14 protein-coding genes are annotated in these 19,368 nt (G+C 71.1%); 4 read left to right on the top strand and 10 right to left on the bottom strand.

From position 1 onward, the window contains the following. Nucleotides 1-973: helix-turn-helix domain-containing protein (locus IZR01_RS37215; RefSeq protein WP_194926598.1), on the bottom strand; the 973-nt coding region annotated here is incomplete at its 3' end. A gap of 139 nt (nucleotides 974-1,112) precedes the next feature. Here IZR01_RS37215 and IZR01_RS37210 point away from each other — a divergent pair. Next, entirely contained in the window at nucleotides 1,113-5,072 is a 3,960-nt protein-coding gene (locus IZR01_RS37210; protein ID WP_194926597.1) for a peptidase S8, read from the top strand. A gap of 109 nt (nucleotides 5,073-5,181) precedes the next feature. On the opposite strand, the gene IZR01_RS37205 is transcribed toward IZR01_RS37210, so the two are convergent. Next, entirely contained in the window at nucleotides 5,182-6,114 is a 933-nt protein-coding gene (locus IZR01_RS37205) for an NADP-dependent oxidoreductase (RefSeq protein ID WP_194926596.1), read from the bottom strand. Between the two features lie 83 nt (nucleotides 6,115-6,197). Here IZR01_RS37205 and IZR01_RS37200 point away from each other — a divergent pair, with 83 nt between their 5' ends. Further along, complete coding sequence (locus tag IZR01_RS37200) at nucleotides 6,198-6,797, top strand: TetR/AcrR family transcriptional regulator (protein ID WP_323746569.1); 600 nt, start codon at nucleotides 6,198-6,200, stop codon at nucleotides 6,795-6,797. Between the two features lie 49 nt (nucleotides 6,798-6,846). On the opposite strand, the gene IZR01_RS37195 is transcribed toward IZR01_RS37200, so the two are convergent. Continuing rightward, nucleotides 6,847-7,734 carry a YwqG family protein gene (locus IZR01_RS37195; RefSeq protein ID WP_194926595.1) on the bottom strand — a complete coding sequence of 296 codons (888 nt, stop codon included), beginning with the start codon at nucleotides 7,732-7,734 and terminating at the stop codon, nucleotides 6,847-6,849. A 185-nt stretch (nucleotides 7,735-7,919) separates the two neighbouring features. Between IZR01_RS37195 and IZR01_RS37190 the strand changes: the two genes are divergently transcribed. Both IZR01_RS37190 and IZR01_RS37185 read left to right on the top strand, forming a co-directional pair. Then, nucleotides 7,920-8,903, top strand: a complete 984-nt coding sequence (locus tag IZR01_RS37190; protein WP_194926594.1) for an ATP-binding protein — start codon at nucleotides 7,920-7,922, stop codon at nucleotides 8,901-8,903. Between the two features lie 28 nt (nucleotides 8,904-8,931). Beyond that, nucleotides 8,932-9,324 (top strand): SCO5389 family protein, encoded by a 393-nt coding sequence (locus IZR01_RS37185; RefSeq protein WP_194926593.1) that lies wholly within the window; start codon nucleotides 8,932-8,934, stop codon nucleotides 9,322-9,324. Nucleotides 9,325-9,413: 89 nt separating this feature from the next. On the opposite strand, the gene IZR01_RS37180 is transcribed toward IZR01_RS37185, so the two are convergent. The 7 genes from IZR01_RS37180 to IZR01_RS37150 all read right to left on the bottom strand — a co-directional run bounded on the left by IZR01_RS37180 (nucleotide 9,414) and on the right by IZR01_RS37150 (nucleotide 19,313). After that, a complete protein-coding gene (locus tag IZR01_RS37180; protein WP_323747212.1) occupies nucleotides 9,414-13,787 on the bottom strand; it encodes a GH92 family glycosyl hydrolase in 4,374 nt (1,457 codons plus the stop codon). 322 nt (nucleotides 13,788-14,109) lie between these two features. Then, the gene (locus IZR01_RS37175; RefSeq protein WP_194926591.1) at nucleotides 14,110-15,663 is read right to left on the bottom strand and encodes a dihydrolipoyl dehydrogenase family protein; all 1,554 of its coding nucleotides are present in this window, start codon (nucleotides 15,661-15,663) and stop codon (nucleotides 14,110-14,112) included. 25 nt (nucleotides 15,664-15,688) lie between these two features. Further along, on the bottom strand, nucleotides 15,689-16,162 hold the full coding sequence (locus IZR01_RS37170; RefSeq protein WP_194926590.1) for an NUDIX hydrolase: 474 nt from the start codon (nucleotides 16,160-16,162) through the stop codon (nucleotides 15,689-15,691). Between the two features lie 88 nt (nucleotides 16,163-16,250). Continuing rightward, nucleotides 16,251-16,970 carry a DUF1269 domain-containing protein gene (locus IZR01_RS37165; protein WP_194926589.1) on the bottom strand — a complete coding sequence of 240 codons (720 nt, stop codon included), beginning with the start codon at nucleotides 16,968-16,970 and terminating at the stop codon, nucleotides 16,251-16,253. A gap of 99 nt (nucleotides 16,971-17,069) precedes the next feature. Beyond that, complete coding sequence (locus IZR01_RS37160; RefSeq protein WP_194899983.1) at nucleotides 17,070-17,945, bottom strand: ABC transporter permease; 876 nt, start codon at nucleotides 17,943-17,945, stop codon at nucleotides 17,070-17,072. Next, nucleotides 17,905-18,783, bottom strand: coding sequence for an ABC transporter ATP-binding protein (locus IZR01_RS37155; RefSeq protein WP_194899982.1), 879 nt, complete (start codon nucleotides 18,781-18,783; stop codon nucleotides 17,905-17,907). The genes IZR01_RS37160 and IZR01_RS37155 overlap by 41 nt, the downstream gene beginning before the upstream one ends. Next, nucleotides 18,780-19,313, bottom strand: a complete 534-nt coding sequence (locus IZR01_RS37150; RefSeq protein WP_194926588.1) for a MarR family winged helix-turn-helix transcriptional regulator — start codon at nucleotides 19,311-19,313, stop codon at nucleotides 18,780-18,782. Before IZR01_RS37150 ends, IZR01_RS37155 begins: the two co-directional genes overlap by 4 nt. Between the last annotated feature and the right edge of the window lie 55 nt (nucleotides 19,314-19,368).

The following is a 19,368-nucleotide window of genomic DNA, read 5'->3' as shown; positions in this document are numbered from 1 at the left end:
CGTGGTCTCGGAGATGTTTATAAGAGACAGGCCCCCGAGCCTCCATCCCCGCCTGAAACCGCGTCGTCGCGTCCAGGCTCCGCATCAGCGCCTGAACCCGCCGCTGCGTCGTGCGGAAACTCCACCCCAGAGCCCGGGCGATCGCCTCGTCCGTCTGCCCCGAGGCCAGCAGCAGGAGCAACGCGCGCGTCTCCTCATCGGGCCCCGCCTCCGACGTCCCGGGTATCGGCAGCGCCAGCCGCCACTCGGCCTCGAACAACGCGATCAGCGCGTCCAGCAGCGACGAGGGGTGGATCACGTAGGCGGTGGTCAGCGCCTCCTCGGGGTCGCGGATCGGGATGAGGGCCTGCCGGTCGTCGCCGATCACCATCTTGATCGGCAGCGTGGGGCGGGTCCGGGCGTGCTCGCCGAAGGCCTGGGAGCCCCGGATGTCCTCGATGAGGCGGCCGGGCCAGGTCAGGGCGGCCCGGGTGTAGATGACGCGGTAGCTCAGGCCGGAGCGGGCCCGGCTGGCCGCGTGCTCGTGGTTGGTGCCGGGGGCGTCCAGGTAGGGCGGGCGGTCGAAGCCGCGGATCTGCTGCCGGGCCTCGGTCTGCAGATGGCCGAAGCGGCGGCTGATCTCCTCGTGGCCGCGCACCACCTCCACCGACAGCGAGGGGTCCGTATATCGCGCGGCCGAGCGGTAGCTGTCCATCAACTCGTTCATCAAGGACCTGACCCGCAGCAGCTCCTGTTCGGTGCGGCCGACCAGGGAGCCGATCGCGACGTCCGGGGCCGAGGCGAACCACAGCGCCGCCCGGCCCGGGGCCCGGCTGGCCATGCCCTCGGCGGTCAGGCGGTCCAGCGCGGCGCGGACCTTACCGAGCGGTAGACCGGTCACCTCCGCCAGCCGGGACGCCCCGGACTCCGGATGCTCAACGAGCGCCGAGTACACCGTTCCGCACGGTTCCGGCAGGCCCACCGATTCCAGCACGTCAGCCCCCTTATTCGCGCGCGGTGGCGTAAAGACGCCGGGTGGCGAGAATACGCCCCGTTGGCCTTCTTGTGCCATCGACTCGGACGCTGCCAGGTTGTTCCCCACAGTTCATTCGCTGAAGCGTGTGAGGAACCGAATGCACAGTGTAAGAAGTCGAATACGCCTGATCACGACCCTGGTCGCCGGCTCCACGCTGGCGGCCGGGTCGCTCGGCGTGGCCAGCGCCGCCACCGCCTCGAACGCACCGACCGTTCCGAGCCGGCCCACCTATACGTTCGACTCGGCCGGCACCACGCCGTTCGGCGAGAGCTGGAAGGCCTCCGACCACCCGGTGCCCGGCGGGAACGCCGCGGCCGCCGCCTCCGGCCACGAGGCCACCAGCATGATCAGCGGCAGCACACCGATCCCGGGCTCCCTGGTGGCCGCCGCGAAGAACGACGCCACGGCCACCGTGAACAAGCGCCTGGCGGTGGCGAACACCTCGGGCCTGCCGGACAACTACGGCATCTCCACCTCGCTGGAGAGCTGGATGAACTCCGGCGGTGTGGACGCCCTGGGCGCCTACAGCGACCTGGCCTCCCGCTACGGCAAGCTGCCCGGACAGGGTGAGATCATCACCAACGTCTGCGTCGGGGACCTCACCGACGCCTCGATGGCCGCCGCCGGCGACGGCTACGTCAAGACCTACGGCCCGACCACGATCGTCCAGAACGGCCAGCGCTACCTGGACCTGCCGTCCATGCCGCTGATCCCGACCTACGTCTCCGACCCGGCCGGGCATCTCAATCCCCTGGGATCCACGGAGAACGAGGACCAGGCGGACGGCGAGATCATGCTGGACTTCAGCGTGATGGCCCCGCTGCCGCACCAGGACCAGCGGCCCGCCAACACCGGCAGCGGCTTCACCGACCTGCTCGGCATCGCCCCGGGCGCGCAGTACCGGCTGGTGGTGCCGGCCACCCCGTCGGTCGACCAGATCCGGGTCGCGCTGCTGGCCGCCGCGCGCCAGAGCCCGCGGCCCAACGTGATCAACGCCAGCCTCGGCTTCGGTACCGACAGCCAGGGCTTCCCGGGCCGCTACCTCGAGGACGACCCGGCGATCCAGGCCACGATCGCGCAGATCGTGCACCAGTACGGCATCACGGTCTCCATCGCCGCCAACGACGGCACCCGGCTGTACACGCCGACCGCGGTCGGCCCGGACGGCGGCAGCACGCCGACCGACGTGGCGCACTCGGCGCACCAGGCGAGCACGATCGACGACGACTCGAACTCCACCACCCCGAGCCTGGTCCAGGACAGCGGCGCCATCGCGGCCGGCGGCAGCACCACCGACGACACGCTCTCGGCCGGCACCGCGGGCCCGGCGACCGTCGCCGAGACCCGGATCTCCGGCGGCGGCGACTTCTCCTCCGGCTTCGGCTCGCGGATCGACGTCTCGGCGCCCAGCGACAACATCCCGGCGTTCTCGCACACCATCGGCAAGTCGGCGCAGAGCGTCGACGTCAGCCTGACCGGCGGCACCTCGGCCTCGGCCCCGGAGGTCGCGGCCGCCGCGGCCGTGGTCGACGGCGCGGCCAAGCTGACCGGCCGGACCCTGAACCCGCAGCAGATCAGGGACCTGCTGGAGCACACCGCCCGCAAGGTGGCGACCCCGGCGCAGATCGACCGGACGCTGAACGTCGGCCCGCAGGTGGACCTCACCGCGGCCGTCGAGCGGCTGCTGTCGGCCCGGCACGGGGACGACGACAACGCCGTGGTCGAGGGCACCGACGCCGACAGCACCACCGCCGGCGGCACCAACCCCGTCGGCACCAACACGGACAGCACCGGCAGCACCGACGCCCGCAGCGGCCCGACGAAGATCGTCCGCCTCGGCGTCCAGCACCATGAGCTGCTGGGCCAGGAGGGCGGTGAGTTCCTGGAGAGCACCGACCCGACCTCGATCGACCTGGCCGGGCCGGCCGACGTGCGCGGTGCCAACACCGGCGAGGGCCTGGTCGGCCCGCTCACCTTCGCCGCGGACGTGGTGAACGCCGGGCACGGCAGCAGCTACCGGCTGACCGTCGGATCGCAGCACTTCGATTCCGCCACCCCGGCGATCCGGCTCACGCCCACCCAGCTGCTGACCGCGGCCGGGCTGCCCGTGGTGTCGACGACACCGCGCACCGTCTCGGTCCGCTTCGACGTGCTCTCCCACGGCCGCTCGACGGCGTCGGTCACGCAGTCGATCACGCTGAGCGCCACCGACGGCACGTACCTGGAGGCCCAGGCACCGACCGCCCCGGCGACCGTCAACGCGGGCCAGAGTGTGACCGTGCACTACGACCTGACCGGCGTGCGGAACCTCAAGTCGCCGACGATCGCGGTGTCCACCGTCGGCCACTGGAGCCCGGTCCTGGCCCCGCTCTACGCCAACGTCTGGACCGCGCCGCTCACCGGCGCCTCCGGTGACATCACGATCCCGGCCTCGGCGTTCACCTCCGGCGGCGGCATCTACGGCATCTCGATCATCCAGAACTACTCCGAGCCGCAGTACCCGACCTACGGCGAGTCCACGCCGATCCGGGTCGCGGGCTTCACCGCCGACCGGCGCCCGGACGCCCCGACGCTGGCCGCCGGCGGCCACCGCGACGACGCCTCGGCCGCGTTCGGCCACCAGGTGGAGGTCAAGCGCAGCACGCCGACGTTCAGCGTGCACTACTCGGTGGACCAGGTGCCCGGCGCCGCCGGCGCCATGCTGGAGATCTCCTCCGGCGCGCCGACCCTGTGGAACTCGCTCAACACCTTCACCGCGCAGAACGGCACGGCCCGGGACGGCGACGGCTACGACGCCGGATCGCTGGTCTACCAGAAGCTCCCGGCCCGGTCCGGGACCGTGACGCTGGACGCGATCAAGCTCGGCCTGGGCTCGTCCTCGTCCTACAACGTCCGGATCCTGCCGGTCGGGCGGGACGGCAAGGCCGCCGGACAGGCCTCCCCCTCCTCGGCCCTGGTCGTGGACGACGGGCTGCCGCCGAACGGCTCGCAGGCCGTGGACTTCGCGGCCAAGGGCGCCGACTCGGTCGCCGTGCTGACCGACGCCTCCGACCCCGGAGAGTCGGTCGTGCACTACAACCCGGCCAACGGGACCTACGGCTCGGTCATCACCGCCGACGCCACGCAGTCCGGGCCCTACGCCATCATCGGCGTGGACGACTCGGCGCACCGCGTGGTCCTGATGCACACCCTGAACCAGGACTCCTACCAGCTCGAAGTGCGGAGCCTGGCCGACGGCGGCCTGGTCGGCACGCCGCAGGTGGTGCAGAACCCGCCCGGCGACGTCATCGGCGGCCGGGTGGACGCCACCTCGCACCAGGCCTGGGTGCTCCAGTGGGCCAAGCCCGATTACCACGACGAGCTGCTGAACGTCGATGTCAGCACCGGTAAGCCCGGCACCCCGGTCGAACCGGACGCCGCCGCCAAGGCCCCGGCGCACCACTACGACGGCGTCGACATCGACCCGAGCACCGGCACCGTCCAGCTCGCGTACCTGCCCAACAGCGCGTTGTGCTTCGGCAGCCAGTCGAACGCGGTGATCAACATCAGCGAGGCCACCGGCGCGGTCAGCGTCGGCACCGGGTTCGTCCCGGCCTGCGGCGTCGGCTTCGCCTCGGCGCAGGACGGCTCGAAAGCCACGCTGCTGAACTACGCCAGCTTCAGCGTCAACACCCTCAGCCACACCACGCTGAACCAGGTCGACGAGAAGACCCTGGCCGCCGGCACCTCCAGCACGCTGCGCCAGCAGCAGGCCGGTCCGGTGGCCGTGGACAGCGCGCACCACCTGGCGCTGATCGCCTACGCCAGCCCGCAGCCGCTGTCGATCTTCGGCCACCCCGGCGGGATCCAGACCGACAGCAACGCCCGCAGCCAGATCGACGTGGTGGACACCGACACCGGCAAGGTGCTGAAGACCCTGTCCTCGTTCGAGTTCACCCAGGGCTTCGGCGGTCCGCTGTCGTTCACCGCCGAGCCGGACATCCAGATCGACCCGAAGACCCGGACCGGCTACACCTACGGACCGAACTGGAGCCAGATCGAGCAGTTCTCCTACTGATCCCTAGTCCCTGTGATCACTGGTCCCTGACCACTGACCACTGCACTGATCCCTACCCGACCGCCGCCCCGTCGGCCGCTCCCCGGAGCGGTCTGGCGGGGCGGCGGTCTCACGCGGTCAGGACGATCTTGCCCCGCGTCCGGCCGGACTCGATCAGCTCATGCGCCTTGGCAACCTCGGCCAGAGGCAGCGCGTGCTCGACGTACGGCCGCAGCTTCCCGGCGTCCACGAGCTCGGCGAGCGCCTCCAGCCCGACGTAATCCGGCTCGACGGTGATGCCCGCGAACCGCCGACCGGCGTCGATCGTCGCGGCGCGGAGCTCCAGGTCGGTCCGGTCCACGATCGTGACCAGCAGCCCACCGGGCCGCAGCACGCTGATCGACTGGCGTCCGACCGGGCCGCCGACGGCGTCCAGGACCACGTCCACGTCCTTCAGCTCGCGGGTGAAGTCGGCGGTGCGGTAGTCGACCACTTCGTCGGCGCCGAGGCCGAGGACGAACTCGTGCTTGGCGGCGCCGGCGGTGGCCAGGACATACGCGCCGCGGGCTTTGGCGATCTGCACGGCCAGGTGCCCGACCCCGCCGCCGGCCGCGTGGATCAGGACCCGGTCACCGGGCGCCACCTTTGCCGCGTCGTTCAGCGCCTGCCAGGCGGTGAGGCCGGCCAGCGGGAGCGCGGCGGCGTGGACCTGGTCGACGGCGGCGGGCTTGCGCGCCAGCTGGCGGGAAGGGACGGCGACGTACTCGGCGTAGCCGTTCGCGGCGCGGGGGAAGAACGGCATCCCGTACACCTCGTCCCCGACCTCGAACCGGGTCACGCCGGGCACGACCTCCTCCACGACCCCCGAGATGTCCCAGCCGAGGGTGAACGGCGGCTGCCCGAGCAGTGGGAAGCCGCCCGAGCGGACGACGGCGTCGATCGGGTTGACCGCGGCGGCCCGGACCCGCACCAACACCTCCGAGGGCAGCGGGGTGGGTTCGGGCACGTCGACGATGTGCAGAACGTCCGGGCCGCCGAACGTGTCCTGAGAGACAGCGCGCATGGGAAGTCCCCTCCAAAGCTTCTGTAGCGGTCACTACAGAAGCACGCTACCACATTCGCTAGCGATCGCTATAGAATGAATCCGTGACCACGACCACCAAGGGCCGCCCCCGCGGCTTCGACCGCGACCAGGCCCTGGAATCGGCGCTCATGGAGTTCTGGCGCCACGGCTACGAAGCGACCTCCATCGCCACCCTCACCAAGGCGATGGGCATCAACCCGCCCAGCCTCTACGCCGCCTTCGGCGACAAGCGCAGACTCTTCAGCGCCGCCGTCGAGCGCTACGCCGAGACCCACGGCGACTACGGCTCCCGCGCACTGGGCCAGACCACCGCGCGCGGCGTGATCGAGACGATGCTCCGCCTGGCCGCCACCAAGTACACCGACACCGCCGCCCACCCGCCGGGCTGCCTGGTCATCGACGGCGCCACCAACACCACCGAAGCCTCCCAGGACGTCGCCGCCGAGTTGCGCGCCTACCGCGAGGCCACGAAGCAGGCCATCGCGAACCGGATCGCGGCGGACGTCGACGCGGGCACACTGCCCCCGAAGACGGACGCACCAGCCCTGGCCACCTTCTACGCGGCCGTGATCCAGGGCATGTCGACCCAGGCCCGCGACGGCGCCAGCGAGGAGGACTTGCAGCGGGTGGTGGACATGGCGCTGGCGGCTTGGCCGGGCTGAGCAGAGCTAAGGACTACGCAGGGCTAGCAGCCATGCCCTCGGTGCCGGGTCAGCAGCACTGCATCGTGAACAGAGCGCGGTCGAACCGCCCGGCGGCCAGATCCTCGCGCCGGATCATCCAATACGCGGTCGCGGTCTCGCCCCACTCCAACCCCGCCTCCTCATCGGTGTCGAACTGCGCGAGCAGCACCCACCGGCGCGCCTCCCCGCCGATCTGGTCCGGCGGGGCCGAGCCGCCGCCGAGCGCCGTGACCGCCGCCTCGTCCTCGACGTCGCCCTGCATCGCGATCGCCCAGCCGCCCAGCTGGTGTCGCACGTCGGGCACGTCGAGCGCCGCCTCCAGGGCGCGCACGAAGCGCCGCTCGTTCACCGGCCGCTTCGCGAAGCGCCGCGTCTCGTCCGCCTCGACCGGGAACGCGTCGCGGACCGCCCGGTGGTACTCCCCCGGTTCCGTCGCGATTGCCACCGCACTCAGCGGGACCTCCGGTAGCACCTCGATCTGCTCGGGCACCTCGCACTCGACGGCCTCAGCGTCCGCCGGGACATAGACCACACGCGCCCCGGCCTGCGTTTCGGGCTTGTCGATGTCGATGAGCTCAGCCTCGCCGTAGAGGAAGAACAGCAGCGTCCCGTCCTTGGGCCACGCGATATCGAGCGCCCCGGCCTCGGCCGCCGCCGCGCAGTCGACCGACGCGACAAAGCCCAGTGGCCCGTGGCCTTCCCACCGCGGCCAACCGGCGTCCGCCGGCAATCGCGGCACGCCGCCGAGCCGCGCGGCGACCGGCCCGCCGTCACGGCCCCGGTCGCCGTCACGGCCACCGTCACCGTCACCCCGCACCAACCGCGCCCCCGGCCGCAGCAACGCGGTCCAAGCAGCAGCGTCTGCCTCGCTCAAATACTCGCGCGCCACGGACGCGAGCCGTTCCGTTGTGGTCATGCCGCACAGCGTGTCATCCGCCCACCCCCACCGCAGAACGCTGCTACGCTTACCACCGCCGCCAATTGAAAACAGTTATCATCACCAACTAGGCGGACCACCGATCACCGACCGAGCCAGCACCCGTCAGCGCGCACCAGCACTTGTCAGCACCCATCAGCACCCCGATACCGGAGCACCACCCCATGAAAATCGCCTTCGTAGGCAAAGGCGGCAGTGGCAAGACCACCCTGTCCGCCTTGTTCGCCCGCCACCTCGCCAGCACCGGAGCCAAGGTCGTGGCGGTCGACGCCGACATCAACCAGCACCTCGGCGTGGCCCTGGGCCTCGGCGAACGCGAGGCGGCCGCGGTGCCGGCCCTCGGCGCGCACCTGCCGCGGGCGAAGGAGTACCTGCGCGGCGACAACCCGCGCATCGCGGACGCCGCCGACATGGTGAAGACCACCCCGGCCGGTCGCGGGTCCCGGCTCCTGCGCGTCGCGGGCGGCGACGACCCTTTCCACACCGACTGGAGCGTCCCCGCGGCCCCGAACCTGCGCCTGATGGCCAGCGGCCCGTTCGCCGAGGACGATCTCGGCGTCGCCTGCTACCACTCCAAGACCGGGGCCGTCGAGCTCTACCTGAACCACCTCGTCGACGTCGAGAACGAGTACGTGGTCGTGGACATGACCGCCGGCGCCGACTGCTTCGCCTCCGGCCTGTTCACCCGCTTCGACCTCACCTTCCTGGTGGCCGAGCCGACCGTGCGCGGGACCGGCGTCTACCAGCAGTACCGCGACTACGCCGACGGCTACGACGTCGCCCTGGCCGTGGTCGGCAACAAGGTCACCGGCCCGGAGGACGTCGACTTCCTCCGCGACCGGGTCGGCGCGGACCTGCTCGCCTGCTTCGGCACCTCGCGCTATGTCCGCGCCGCCGAGCAGGGGCGGGTCGAGCCGCTGGACCTGCTGGAGCCCGAGTACCGCGAGGTCCTGCGCATCCTGGCGCGCGCCGCCCAAGCCCGCCCCAAAGACCCCGAGGCGTGGGCCCGATTCCAGCGCCAGGCCGTCGAGTTCCACCTGCGCAACGCCCGCGCCTGGGCCGACCGCGCCACCGGCGCCGACCTGGCCGCCCACGTCGACCCCGAATTCGTGCACGGCCCGCAGGCACTGTCGGCCGTGTTCGCTTGATGATCACCCCCAGAAAGGTGGAACCCTGATGTCCCTGGACGTCTCCCCGCAGCTGCTGGCCCAGGCCGAGGCCGGTGACGTGGACCCGGCAGCGTTCGTCGAAACCGTCCGCACCTCGCTGCCCTACGCCTACGAGATGGTCGCCTCGTTGGCGCGGGATCTGTTGGCCGGCGCCGCCGAGTTCGCCGACAACCAGGTCCCGCCGCCGTCGGAGGCCGAGCGCGGGCAGCTGCTGCGCGCGCTGGCCAGCGACTCCATCCGCGGGAGTCTGGAGCGGCATTTCGAGATCAAGCTGGCGTTCCAGAACTGCCACCGGGTCGCGGCGTTCCAGCCGGGCGCGGAGAACACCGCCACCTACGCCAAGTTCACCTCGCAGCGCGCGCAGCTGCTGAACCAATCCCCCGCGCTGCGGGACTGCTGACCGGGGAAAAGGGCGAGGCCGCCGACCGGGGGACAGTCGGCGGCCTCTTTCCAGATGGCCTTACTCAGAGATCTACGCGCAGCGGCGCATCACCCCTGGCTCACCGCGAACACATGCATCGCGGTGGTGTTGCTGCCCACCGACGCGGACACGTTCGGGAACGTGACCGACGCCAGCGTCTTGGTCGAGTCCAACGGCACCGTGGTGGCGAACACGTACATCGTGATCGACTGCGAGCCGCCGGAGGTGCTGTTCCGGTAGGGCATCGTGGCGATCGCGGCGTCCGTGCTGTCCGGACCACTGGCCCAGTCGTTCAGCGTGAGCGTCTGGGTGGTGGAGGTGCCGTCGGTGTAGGTCAGGGTGACGGGCCCGGCGGAGCCGCCGTTGGTCGACGAGCCGAGCACGCCCAGCTTCGTCGCGCCGGCCTTGCCGGTCACCAGCATGGTCTGGCCGGCGGGCAGGATGTTGTCCGCGCCGCAGGCCTGGACGTTCGGCCAGGTGTAGGTGACACCGCCGGAGGTGACGGTGCCGCCGGGCTTGATCCCGTTCGCCGCCAGGGCGTCGGCCGAGTAGCTGTAGCCGTCCCCGTCGAAGTTGGCACACGCCGTGTTGCTGTCCGGCGAGGTGCCGGTGTTGTCGTAGTAGTCGGCCGGGTTCGCGGTCGGGGTGATCGGCAAGACCTTGCCGTCAGAGACCTGACCGGCGGCGTTGGCCACGCTCACCGAGGCGTTGGTGCCCGGGTAGACGTGGAACTGGCCGTTGGTCCCGCTGGGGTTCGGCACGGTGAAGGTGACGGCCGTGTCGCTCCAGGAGTCCACGGTGAACGCCGCCGAGTTGCCCGGGGCGCCCCAGTTGACGCCCTGGTCGCTGAAGGCGACGTAGCCGGTGCCCTGGGTGGCGCCGAAGCCGGTGCCGGTCACCGTCACCTGCTGCCCCGCCGCAGCAGGCGACGGGCTGACCGCGGTGGCCACCGCGCCGGTCGGCGCGGCGGTCGACGTCCCGAGGGCGAACACGTGCAGCCGCCCCTGGTCGGCCCCGGAGGGCAGGGTCACCGAGGCCAGCGTCTTGGTGGGATCGACGGGGAGCACCGTGGAGAACACGTGGGTCACGGTGGTGTCCTTGCCGCCGGTGCAGGCGGCGCAGTCCCGGTAGGGCAGCGTCGCGGCGTCGGTGTTGCCGAACGAGGCCTTGGCCTTGCCGCCGCCCAGCGTCCAGTCCGACAGCCCGAGCCAGAACTGCGAGGTGCTGCCGTCGGAGTAAGTCAGGGTCGTGATGCCCTGGCTCGGACCGCCGTCGGCCGCGCCGAGCAGACCGAACTGCCGGGTCCCGGCCGGCGCGGACACGGTCACCTTCTGGCCGGCGGCGATGGTGTTGTCCGGGAAGCCGGAGGAAGGCAGCGGCCAGTTGTAGGTGATGCCGCCGACCGTGGTCGGCTTGCCGGGGTTGATCCCGGCGGCGGCGAGCGCCTGCTGGGAGTAGCTGTAACCGCCACCGTCGAAGTTGACGTCGTTCACCGCGGAGGTGACCGCCGTGTCATCGGCGATGCCGCTGTTGTCGAAGGTGGACAGCAGGCTGCCCTTGGTGGTGACCAGGACGGTCAGGTTCAGCGTCGGCAGTGCCTTGCCGTTGTCGGTCAGCTTGACCGGCACGGTGTAGAAGGTCTGCGCCGCCGAGGCCGAGGCCTTGATCGTCACCTTCAGCGAATCCTGCCCGGCCGGCGAAAGGTGCAGCGACGAGGAGGACAGTTTCGCGGTCACACCGGAGGGCGCCGTGGCGCTCACGCCGATCTTCTGGTGCTGGTCGAGCACGTCCTGCGCGGACACCGTGACGGTCGCGGTGCCGCCCGGGGCGACCTGGACCTGCTGGTCCGACAGGTGGCCGATGGCGGGCTGCTGGCCGGCGCCGTCCGAGGGCGGCACGTCGTTCTTGCCCGCGCCCCAGCCCTTGTTCGGGGTGGAGCCCATCTTGATGTCGAGCGTCGCGCCGTGGGTGAACGCCGAGGCCGGCAGGTAGGCCGAGTGCCACGGGGAGCCGTTCAGCTTCATGTTCTGGACGTAGAAGTTCTTCACCGAGTCCGCGCCGGGGGCGTTGACGGTGATGGACTTGCCGTTGCCCAGGTGGACGATCTCCAGCGGGAACTCAGGGCTGTTCAACGCCATGTCCGCGCTGCCGGCGGCCGCCGGGAACATGCCCAGCATGGCGTAGACCTCCTGCGACGACATGGTGCCCAGGTCGTCGTTGCCGCCCATGCTGTCCTTGGGGTCGTCGGTGAAGATCTGGGTCCGCAGCCGGTTCACGGTCTGCTGCGCCTTCCACGGCGCGCCGGCCCAGTCGTACACCCACGGCACACCCATGTCCGGCTCGTTGCCGACGAACGCGTACGGCGAGGGCGGACCCTCGTCGAGCTGGGTGAAGAAGGTGTCCAGTTGCTTCTGCACCGCGGCGGGGCCGCCCATGGACGTGACCAGACCGCCGAGGTTCCAGCCGATCTGCCAGCGGTACTGCGAGGCGTCGCCCTCGACGTAGTTGCCGGAGTCGGTCAGCGTGGTCGGGACGTACGTGCCGTTGGTGTTGCGCGGCGCGATGATCCCGGTGGCCGGGTTGTACAGGTTCTGCCAGTCCTGCGACCGGGTCTGCATCGCGGCGGCGTCGGTCTTGTCACCGAGCGCGCCGGCGAACTGGCCCAGGGCGTAGTCGGCGGCGCCGTATTCCTCGGTCGTCGACACCGGGCCGTAGAAGTTACAGCAGGTGTTGGCGGCGTCGGAGGGGACGTAGCCGAGCTGTTCGTAGGCGGCCAGGTCCGGCCGGATGTTGTTGGGCGTGTTCGCCTCGGCCAACGCGTACTTCAACGCCGAGGCGGTGTCGAAGTCCCGCGCGCCGAAGGCGTAGTAGTCGGCGAGTTCGCCGTCGGCCGGGTCGCCGACCATGACGTAGCTCTCGCCGTTGTTCATCGCCCACTTCGGCATCATGCCGTTGTTCTGCGCGGCGTCGTTGACGATCGACTGCGCGGCGTTGCTGGCCATCGCCGGATCGACGATCGCCTCCAGTTGCGCCTGGGTCCGGTAGATGTCCCAGCCGGAGTAGTTGGCGACCTGGATGTGCCCCGGCTGGACGGTGTGCACCTGGTTGTCGAACCCGATGTACTGGCCGTTGGTGTCGGAGAACGTGTTCGGGTGCAGCAGCGCGTGGTACAGCGAGGTGTAGAAGATCTGCTGCCGGGCCGCGGTGCCGCCGCCGATCTGGATCTTGCCCAGCTCGTTGTTCCAGTCCTTGACGCCGGCGGCGTGCACGCCGTCGAAGGCGAAGCCGGTCTGCTCAGCCGCCAGGTTCGCCGAGGCGTTGGCCCCGGAGGTGAACGAGATGCCGACCTTGGACTGGACCACCTGGTTAGCGGCGGTGTCGAAGGTCAGGTACAGACCGTCGGGGCCGGTGGTCGCGGCGGCCTTGGCGTCGTTCTTCACGGCCGTCTTCGGCGCGGCCGGCATGGCGCCGTGCAGGGTCGGCGCCGGGAGCGCGCCGGGCTTGGCCGCGGTCGAGCCGGTCGAGCCGGTCGTCGAGCCGGTCGAACCGGTCGTCGAACCGGTGCCGCCGGCCGGGCTGGGGCTGGCGCTCGGGCTCGGCGCGGCAGTCGGGCTGCCCGGGCTCGCGGCGGACGTCGGCGCCTGGGTGTTCGTGCTCTGCGTCGTCTTCTGCGTGGTCTTCGCAGCGGCCGGGGCGTTGCCCGGCGTGACGGTCGTCCCGGTCCATGTGCCGTTGGCGGTGAACGGCTGGTCGAAGACGATGTCGAAATTCAGCGTGTAGGTGTTGGCCGCACCGCAGAAGTGTCCGCTGGTGACCGAGCCCTTCACCTCGTTGTTGCCGACGACCTGCGCGGTGGTGGCGGAGTCGCCGTTCTGCGAGCCGGTCAGCTTGAACAGCAGGTTGGACTGCGTCCCGGCCGGGAAGGTGAAGCGGCCGATGCCCGAGCGCGCGGTCTCGGTCAGCTCGGTCTTCACCGCCGAGGCCCCGGTACCGGTGGTCACCGAGTAATAGTCGGGTGATGCCGACTCAGCGGAGTGGCTGAACGGGGCCGACACACTGGACGGATTGCTCGGCAGAGCGCCGACCGTCGGCAGGATCGGCACGTCGCCGAACGCCCCACAGCCCGGGCCGGACATGTGCGTCAGGCTGAACCCGGATATCTGGGAGTCGTTGTAGTAGTAGCCGCCGCCCTCCGGCCGGTCCGGGGTCGTGTCCGGACCCCACTGCATCATGCCGAACGGCACGTCCGGCCCGGGGAAGTCGTCGGCCTGGCCGCCGGCCCCGCCGTCGCCGGTGGACAGGAACGGGTTGACCGCCGCCGCCGGGTTGGCCACCGGCGTGACGCCGCCGGCCCCGCCGGTCGCGGCGAACGCCGTCCCGGCCGCTCCGGACAGACCTGCTGCAACGCTTAAGGCTCCGGTCAAGACGGCCGCTCCGGCCACCTTCACCATCCTTCTTCGAACACTTACCTGGCGCGCCATGGGCACCATCCCTCCAACGAGCTATGAGTTCTCGAACGGGGTTCGAAGGTGACCTCGGTAACGTTAGCAAGCGTTCTGAGTTGCGACTATGGGTCCTGCGAGAACGTTTTTCCTGTGAACGTTCCCATGCTGGTCAGGACGACCCGGTGGCTCAAAACCGTTATCCGGGCCCGGAATCGCGGGCATGACAAAAGTGGTCGGAGCCGACATCGGCTCCGACCACCTGGACAGCGGGTTGTGCTACATCGCTATATGTCTGTGCGGATTAGGAAATCTGCCCGTATCAGCCCCGGTAAGTCTCCAACAGCCGGAGCCAGACCTCGCCGATGGTCGGGTAGGCGGGCACGACGTGCCACAGCCGGGACACCGGCACCTGGGCCGCGACCGCCATCGCCGCGGAGTGTACGAGCTCTGCTACACCGGGCCCCACGAACGTGACGCCGACCAGCACCTCCCGGTCCAGATCGATGACCGCCCGGGCCTGGCCGCGGTAGCCGTCGGCGTAGAGCGCGGACCCGGCGACCTGGCCGAGGTCGTAGTCCACGGCCCGCACTCGCAGACCCTTGCTCCGCGCCTGCTCCAAGGTGAAACCGGCCGCCGCGGCCTCCGGATCGGAGAACACGACCTGGGTCACGGCGTGCAGATCCGCGGTCGCGACGCTGCGGCCCCAGGGCTCGGTGTCCAGCTCCCGGCCGAAGGCCCGGTCCGCGATCACGCCGCCGAAGATCCGGCCCTGATACTTGCCCTGGTGGGTGAGCAGCGCACGGTGGTTGAGGTCCCCGGCCGCGTAGAGCCAGGTCCCGCCGGCACCCCGCACCACGCCGGTGTCATCGACCTCGACCCATCCGCCGGGCTTGAGACCGACGGTCTCCAGGCCGAGGTCCGCGGTCGCGGGGCGGCGGCCGGTGGCGAACAGAACTTCATCGGCGGTGAAGCTGCCGCCGCCGCTGAGGGTGAGCTCGACCGTTCCGTCGGCTCGGCGCTCGACCGCCGTGGCCGACGCGCCGAAGCGCACGTCCACTCCGGACTCGCCCAGAGCCTCGGTGACGATCTCCCCGACGAAGGGCTCCATCCCGGCCAGCAGCCGGTCGTCGCGCACGAGCATCGTGACCGCGCTGCCCAGGGCCCGCCACGCGGTCGCCATCTCCACGGCCACCACGCCGCCGCCGATGACGGCCAGCCGCCCGGGCACCTGCTTGGCGCTGGTGGCCTCCCGACTGGTCCACACCTTGGCCGAGGACACCCCCGGCAGGTCCGGGACCGCGGCCTGCGTGCCGGTGCACAACGCCACCGCGTGCCGTGCGGTCAGGACCCGCTCGCCGCCGTCCGGAGTGCGCACCACCACGCGGCGTTCCCCGTCGAGGCGGCCGTGTCCGCGCACCAGGCACAGTCCGGCCTTGTCCAGCCATGCGACCTGGCCGTCGTCCTTCCAGTTCGCGGCGAACTCGTCGCGCCGCGCCAGCACCGCCTCGGCGTCCACGGCACCGGTGACCGCCTGCGCCGCACCGGCCACCCGCCGGGCGTCGGCCACCGCGGCGACCGGCCGCAGCAGGGCCTTGCTCGGCATACAGGCCCAGTACGAGCACTCGCCGCCGACGAGTTCGTGCTCGACGATCGCCACGCTCAGCCCGCCGGCGTGCACCCGGTCCGCCAGGTTCTCCCCGGTCGGGCCGGCCCCCACCACGACGACGTCGAACACGTCGCCGTCGGCCGGGTCGATCGTGTCGGCCCGCCCGTCGTCGCCGACGGACGGCGACGCCCCGTGCGGGAAGATCGGCGCCCCCTCCGCCACCATGTCCTCGGCGGCGTGCACCACGTTCGCATCGACGGCTTCCATAGTTCTCCTATCGAGTATCCGGACATCAGTGCTGGACGAGACCGCCGACCGGTACCGGCGCCACGTGGCCGGTCGCCGGCGTGCCGAGTGCCAGCGCGAGGCCGACGTCGACCAGCGACGAGCGGCGCCGGGACGGCACGTCGGCGAACCGGGTCCACACCGACTCGGCGGTCTGGCCGTTCGGTTCGGGCCGCAGCTCGCCGCCGGTGATCCGGACCTGGTAGAAGATGCCGATGTTCTGGTGCGGTACCGGGCCGGGGACGCGCATCTCCGAGATCGGGATGACCCGCGAGTCGACGCCGAGCAGCCGCTCGACGACCGCTTCGCACCCGGTCTCCTCGGCGACTTCGCGGATCACGGCGTCGAACGGGTCCTCGGTGTGCTCGACCCCGCCGCCGGGCAGGGTCCAGACGCTCTCGCCGGTCGGCGACACATGGCGGGCGAGCAGAACTCTGCCATCGACGATGCACACGGCGTAGGCCGCCAGCCGGAAGCTCATTCCGGCACGGTATCCGAGGCCACATGTCGAAAGCTCGGTCCGGCCGCGCAGTCGGCGGCCGGACCGAGAGACAGACAGTGGCAAGAGCTCAGCTGTTCTTGGGAGTCGGTGCGGAATCCGCAATCCCGTCCCGGGCCGCAGCCGCGCCCGCCGCGCGGGCTCCCGGAGGCGGGCCGGGCTTCGGCGGCGCGGACGGCCCGGGCTTCGGGGCCGGGGGCGGGCCGGGCTTAGGCGCCGAGGTCGGGGCCGGAGTCGCGGCGGGCGCGGCGTTGCCCGCAGCGGCACCGCTCGCCGGGCCACCGGCGGCCCCGGCCTGCTCCATGTCCTCAGCGAACGCCTCGCGCAGCTGCGCCTCCTGCTCGGCGGACAGGTTCGTCTTGATCAGCTCCGCGCCGGCCCGCTCCAAGGTCGGCAGCACCCGGTCCTCGACCTCGTCGGCGGAGAGCACGAACAACGCCGACGTCCCGGGCGTCACCTTCGCCTTCACCTGCTCGATGAAGTCCTTGTCGATGCCGACGTTCGCCATCGAGCCGCCGAGCGCGCCGGCCGCGGCGCCGACGGCCATACCGAGCAGCGGGACGAAGAACAGCAGCCCGAACAAGAAGCCCCAGAACGCGCCGCCGAGCGCGCCCCGGCCGGTCAGGTCCGCCAGCTGCGAGGTCCTCGGCCGCTTGGCCTCGGCCGGCCAGCTGACCACGGCGCCGTCGAGCACCCTGATCAGCTCCTGCTTCTGCAGCTCTTCCAGCTCCGCCAGCACCTTCTCGGCGCCGTCGGGGGCATCGAACTTCCATACGGTCAGGGTTGCCACAGGTCCTCCAACGGATCGGCATCCTGACCAGTCTGCGTCGGGTGCGGCCAGGCCGCCTGTCGAAGGTCGCAGCCCCTCCCCTACTTCCCCACTTCTTCCCTACTTCGCCAGCCGCCCGAGCAACGCCGAAGCGCCGGCGATCCCGGCCAGCGCGGCGAGCGCCAGCACCCCGAAGTCCAGCGGCAGGTGCGACGGGGTCCCGATCAGCAGCCCGCGCAGCGCGTCCACCTCGTAACTCAGCGGGTTCCCCTTGCTGATCACCCGCAGCCAGGCGGGCATCAGCGACACCGGGTAGAGCGCGTTGGAGCCGAAGAACAGCGGCATGGTGATGGCCTGGCCGATGCCCATCAGCCGGTCCCGGGTCAGCACGATGCCGGCGATGCAGATGGACAGGCAGGAGAAGAACGCCGAGGCGAGCACCACGGCCAGGGCCACGCCGAGCAGCTTCAACGGGTTCCAGGTCAGCGCCACGCCGAGCAGCGCGGCGATGATCACCACCACCACCGCCTGGATCACCGACTTCACCCCGGCGGCGAACGCCTTGCCGGCCACCAGGGCCGCGCGCGGGGTCGGCGTGACCAGCAGTTTGGTCAGCACGCCGGAGTCCCGCTCCCAGATGATCTGGATCCCGTAGAAGATCGCGATGAACATCGCCGACTGCGCGATGATGCCCGGCGCCAGATAGTCCAGATACGGCAGGCCGCCGGTGGGGATGGCCCGCAGCCGGGTGAAGGTCTCGCCGAAGATCAGCAGCCACAGCGCGGGCTGGATGGCGCGGGTGTAGAGCTCGGTGCGGTCGTGCCGCAGCTTCTGGATCTCCACGGCGCACATCGCGGCCATCCGCGTGGGCAGCACGCGCCAGCCGGTGCGGACTTCGGCGGGCTTGTAGAGGAGCCGGGGCGCGGCGGGTGCGACCGGCGCGGCCGGCGCGGCTTCAGCCGACACGGGAGGCGGTGTGACGGGAACGGCGGACATCGCGGAAAGTCCCTCCCTCTTGGTCGCCGAGCAGTTCGCTGTCGGCGAAGTGCCGGAACACGTCTTCGAGCGTCGGCTCGGCGTCCCGGCCGGCGTCGTGCCAGGCCGCGGCGAGGTCCCGCTTCAGGCTCTCCGGGGTGCCGGTGGCCCGGATCCGGCCCTGGTGCATCAGGGCCAGCTGATCGCAGTACTGGTCGGCCTCGTCCATGTAGTGCGTGGTGACCAGCACGGTCATCCCGGTCGCGGCCCGCACATCGTCGATCCGCTCCCAGACGCTGGTCCGGGCGATCGGGTCCAATCCGATCGTCGGCTCATCAAGAATCAACAACCGCGGCGCGGTGACCAGCGCCTGCGCCAGCTCCAGCCGGCGCACCATGCCGCCGGAGTAGGTACCGGCCATCCGGTCGGCGACGTCGGCGAGCCCGACGATCTCCAGCGCCTCGGCGACCCGCTCGGCCCGCTCCCGGCGCGGGATGTCGAAGACCCGGGCGAACAGCGCGACGTTCTCCCGGCCGGTCAGGCCGCTGTCGGCGGACAGCTGCTGCGGCACGTAGCCGAGCAGCCGGCGCACACCCATCCGGTCCCGGGCGACATCACGCCCGAACACCCGGATCATCCCCGGCGGCACCTTCAGCAGGGTGGTCATGGCCCGGATCGCCGTGGTCTTCCCCGCCCCGTTCGGGCCGAGCAGGCCGAACACCTCCCCGGCCGGGACCGTCAGATCGATGCCGTCCACGGCGCGGGTCTGGCCGAACGCGTACACCAGGCCGGTGACCGCGATGGCCGCGACCTCGGCGCCCGGACCGGCGGCGGGCTGTCGGGAGTCGGTGACGGTCATATGCCCACTTCCCCTTCTCGGTACTCGGAGACGGCACCGCTGCCGGACTCGGCCTCGGCCGCGTCTTCCACACCGATCCCGCTCTCGGCTTCCTCATGCAGCGACGCGGCCAGCGCCCGCATCGCCGGCAGCGCGGCGGTCAGCGCGGCCCGATCCTGCTCCGACAGCCGGTCGATATGCTTCTGGACCAGCACCGAGCGCCGCTCCTGCCACTCCAGCAACCGCCGGTCGGCCTCAGGCGTAACGTGCAGCAAGGTGGCCCGACCGTCACTGGGATCGGCGACGCGCTCCAGCATCCCGAGCTCCACCAGCCCCTTGACCAGGGTGGACACCGAGTTGCCGGCCAGCCCGAGCTCCTTGGCGGCCTCGGACACCCGCAGCCCCGGGCGCTCGCGCACCAGCCGCAACAGCTCGATCTCGGCCCCCCGCAGCCGCGGCAGCCGCAACCCGGCCCGCAGCCGGCGGCGAATCAGCCGCGTGAGGCCTGCGAGGACGTTCTCGAGGTCCGAGGGTTCGGTGGCAGCGGTCATACTTCGATTTTAGCTCTGATGCAGAGGTAAATGAAGGGGTGCGGTGGGGGTGGGG

Origin of the sequence: Catenulispora pinisilvae (assembly GCF_015356865.1) — a bacterium.
GTDB classification, from domain to species: Bacteria; Actinomycetota; Actinomycetes; order Streptomycetales; family Catenulisporaceae; genus Catenulispora; species Catenulispora pinisilvae.
This window is presented reverse-complemented; position numbering and strand designations above follow the sequence as displayed.